This is a genomic window from Roseomonas rosulenta, assembly GCF_016106005.1.
Taxonomy (GTDB): domain Bacteria; phylum Pseudomonadota; class Alphaproteobacteria; order Acetobacterales; family Acetobacteraceae; genus Neoroseomonas; species Neoroseomonas rosulenta.
This window is the reverse complement of record NZ_JACADR010000393.1, coordinates 1-3,011: the sequence shown is the minus strand read 5'-3', so window position 1 is coordinate 3,011 and position 3,011 is coordinate 1. Positions and strand designations below refer to the sequence as shown.

Annotated in this window: 4 protein-coding genes and 1 other RNA gene; all 5 read left to right on the top strand. The window is 71.9% G+C overall.

Annotated elements, in window-relative coordinates:
- Nucleotides 1–276 precede the first annotated feature (276 nt).
- The 5 genes from HW578_RS24775 to HW578_RS24755 all read left to right on the top strand — a co-directional run bounded on the left by HW578_RS24775 (nucleotide 277) and on the right by HW578_RS24755 (nucleotide 2,776).
- Complete coding sequence (locus tag HW578_RS24775) at nucleotides 277–462, top strand: hypothetical protein (protein WP_198373370.1); 186 nt, start codon at nucleotides 277–279, stop codon at nucleotides 460–462.
- A complete protein-coding gene (locus tag HW578_RS24770; RefSeq protein ID WP_198373369.1) occupies nucleotides 462–809 on the top strand; it encodes a cell division protein ZapA in 348 nt (115 codons plus the stop codon). Before HW578_RS24775 ends, HW578_RS24770 begins: the two co-directional genes overlap by 1 nt.
- 9 nt (nucleotides 810–818) lie before the next feature.
- A non-coding RNA gene (ssrS, locus tag HW578_RS24765) (6S RNA) lies at nucleotides 819–973 on the top strand.
- Between the two features lie 306 nt (nucleotides 974–1,279).
- Nucleotides 1,280–1,543 (top strand): OmpA family protein, encoded by a 264-nt coding sequence (locus HW578_RS24760; RefSeq protein ID WP_198373368.1) that lies wholly within the window; start codon nucleotides 1,280–1,282, stop codon nucleotides 1,541–1,543.
- 252 nt (nucleotides 1,544–1,795) lie between these two features.
- Nucleotides 1,796–2,776, top strand: a complete 981-nt coding sequence (locus HW578_RS24755; RefSeq protein WP_198373367.1) for a TRAP transporter substrate-binding protein — start codon at nucleotides 1,796–1,798, stop codon at nucleotides 2,774–2,776.
- Nucleotides 2,777–3,011 lie beyond the last annotated feature (235 nt).

Here is a 3,011-nt window from a genome sequence, read left to right as displayed (position 1 = left end):
GCGGCCGCGACCACGCCCAGGAACCAGGGCGCACCCGCGAAGCCGGCCGCACCCGGTGCCGAGAGCAGCAGCACCCCGCGCGGCCCGGCCGCCGCCAGCGCCGCCCGCGCGCCGGCCAGGCCATGCACCGTCACCGCCGGGGGGAGGTTCATGCACGCCGTCACCGTTGACCCCGAGGCCCCTCTCTGCCAAGGCTTTCTCACGTCTTGCGGTGCACCGTGAGGCAAGGCCCGCTTGGCTTCCAGGGGGAAGATGAACGACGCGGAAGGGGATCCGGTGGCAGACGCAACCGCCCGGCTGGAAGCCGCGGTGGAACGGCTTTCCCGTGCTCTGGCGAACCGCCCGGCGCCGGCACCCGCCGCCGAGGGCCAGGGTGCGGACCGCGAGGCCGTGGCCGCCCTCGCCGCGCGGCTCGACGACACCATCGCGCGGTTGCGCGGCGTGCTGGGCGAGGAGGGCTGATGGCCCAGGTCACGGTCCGCGTCGGCGGCTATTCCCACCCGGTCGCCTGCCAGGACGGGCAGGAGCGACACCTCACGAACATGGCCGCCGAGGTCGACAAGCGCATCGGCGCGCTCAAGGCCATGGGCATGCAGTTCGGCGAGACGCGGATGCTGCTGCTGGCCGCGCTGCAGCTGGCGGACGAGACCTCCGACCTGACCAGCGAGAACGCCGCGCTGAAGGCCGGGGGCGCGGTGGCGCCGGCGGCAAGCGCGTCGGCGCCGGGCATCGACCCTGCGCTGGCGCAGCGGCTCAACCGCGTCGCCGAGGCGATCGAGGCCATTGCGGCGACCCTCGAGGCTCCCTAGGTTCCAGGAGTGAGGCTGCCCGGCGCGCCAGGCAATTCATCCCCGGGGCCAATGCACATCCTCCGGGAGCTGGCTCTGTCCGGATCTTGGTCCGGGTACCTGGTGCCCACCTGCGACAGCAGGCCTTGGGAGGGTGAGACGCCAGCGGCCAGGGTGGCTTCACGCTTTTCCTTGTGTCCTCAAACGGCGGGCGGCCCGCATCCGCGGGCCTTGCCTTCGCGCCATGGGCTGGTGCGTCGGCGATGGCGGGCGGTCGGGGCGCGGTCGCGCCGTGCGCTCCCGGATCGCTGCGCGATCCGTTTCCGTCCACCCTCGGACGGCGGGCGGCCCGCGCCCGTGAATCGCAGCTCGCAGCGATCCGCATGCCCATTTGGGTAATGACGCGTGCCGCACTTGATCCGGCGCAAGGCGCAGGCGCGAAGCGCTCGGAATATGGCGGTCATCGCCACCGCGGCACGAAAGGCCCGTTCATGAACCACCGCCACCGCAAAGTGCTCCACGCGCTGTTCTCCCACCCGGTCAGCGCCAATATCGACCCGAAGGCCGTGCAGGCGGTGTTCGAGGAACTCGGTGCCGAGATCGCGCATACCGGCGCGGGGCGCGTCGGCGTGAAGCTCAACGGCCACGCCCATGCCTTCCACGATTCGCGGCACAGCCTGTCGAAGGATGAGGTGGTGGCGATCCGTAACTTCCTGGCCGAGGCCGGCGTGGACCCGGAGGCCTACCCGGCCTGAGAGACCGTTTGAGAACGCGCCCTTCGGCGCATTCTGCAGCCCGGCACCGGCCCGCTCCCCCACCCGGCCAGCCAACGACAGTATCCTGGATGGGTGGCTGGGTGGGGGAGCGGGCCGGTGCCGGCATTCTCAAGCGGTCTCTGAGCCCGATCAGGGACGCGCCCCGGCTTGATCTTTCCGCGCATCCCTGCGGTATCCTGCGCCCGACCGCCACGGCCCGCGTCGTGGCGCTGGGAGAGGACAACGCCCATCATGACCCTTCACCGCCGCGCGCTGCTCAGCGCCACCGGCCTCGCCGCCCTGGCCCCGGCCGCCGCCCGCGCCCAGGCGCGCTGGCAGATGGCCACGCCCTATGCCGACGGGAACTTCCACACCCGCAACATCCGCACCTTCGTGCAGGAGATCGAGCAGACCGCCGGCGGGCGGCTGTCGATCCAGCTGCACAGCAACGGCGCGCTGCTGCGCATGCCCGAGATCAAGCGCGGCGTGCAGACCGGCCAGGTGCAGCTGGGCGAGATCCTGCTGACCGCCTATGCGAACGAGGATCCGCTGTTCGACGCCGATGCGCTGCCGCAGCTGGTGACCAACTTCGCCCAGGCGAAGCGGCTGTCCGACCTGCAGAAGCCCTTCATCGAGGCGCGCTTCGCCCGCCAGGGCCTCAGCCTGCTCTACATGGTGCCCTGGCCGCCGGCGGGGCTCTATGCGCAGGTGCCGGTGACCTCGCTCGAGCAGCTGCGCGGCCAGCGCTTCCGCACCTTCTCGCCCATGACCAACCGCTTCGCGCAGCTGATCGGCGCGCAGCCGACGCTGGTGCAGGCAGCCGAACTGGCGCAGGCCTTCGCGACCGGCGTGGTGCAGGCGCAGATCACCTCGGCGGCGACGGGCGTCGACACCCAGGCCTGGGACTATGCGCGGGTGTTCACGCCGCTCGGCTTCTCGATGACGAAGAACGCGGTGTTCGTCTCGCGCCGCGCGCTGGAGGGGCTGCCGGCCGACCTGCAGGCGGCGGTGCGCGCCGCCGCGGCGCGCGCCGAGACGCGCGGCTACGAACTGGCGGAACAGGCGACGCGCGAGACCGAGGCGACGCTCGCCGCGCGCGGCATGCAGGTGGGCCCGCCCTCGCAGCAGCTGTTGGATGACCTCACGCGGGTGGGACGCACGATGGCCGATGAATGGGCTACGCGCGCCGGGGAGGACGGGCGGCGGCTGCTCGAGCAGTACCGCGCCGGCTGAACGGAGACGCGGGGCTGTGCCGCGGCGCGGGGATACCTCGCGCCGCGGCCACCCCTTGGACGCGCCCTGCCCGTCCATCGGGCATGGGCCGCCCCTTACGGGTGCAACAGGCGGGCGCGCGCGCACAAGAACAGAACAGGGGGCTCTCCCATGACCTACCTTCGCTGCCCCAACGCTCTCGCAGATCGGATGAGCTCACCTCTGATCTTCAGTCTCGGGTACTCTTCGAATGCCT

Bases quoted from the DNA above. Each gene is read 5' to 3' on its own strand.
- HW578_RS24755 (WP_198373367.1), top strand. From the start codon at position 1,796: ATGACCCTTCACCGCCGCGCGCTGCTCAGCGCCACCGGCCTCGCCGCC.
- HW578_RS24770 (WP_198373369.1), top strand. From the start codon at position 462: ATGGCCCAGGTCACGGTCCGCGTCGGCGGCTATTCCCACCCGGTCGCC.
- HW578_RS24760 (WP_198373368.1), top strand. From the start codon at position 1,280: ATGAACCACCGCCACCGCAAAGTGCTCCACGCGCTGTTCTCCCACCCG.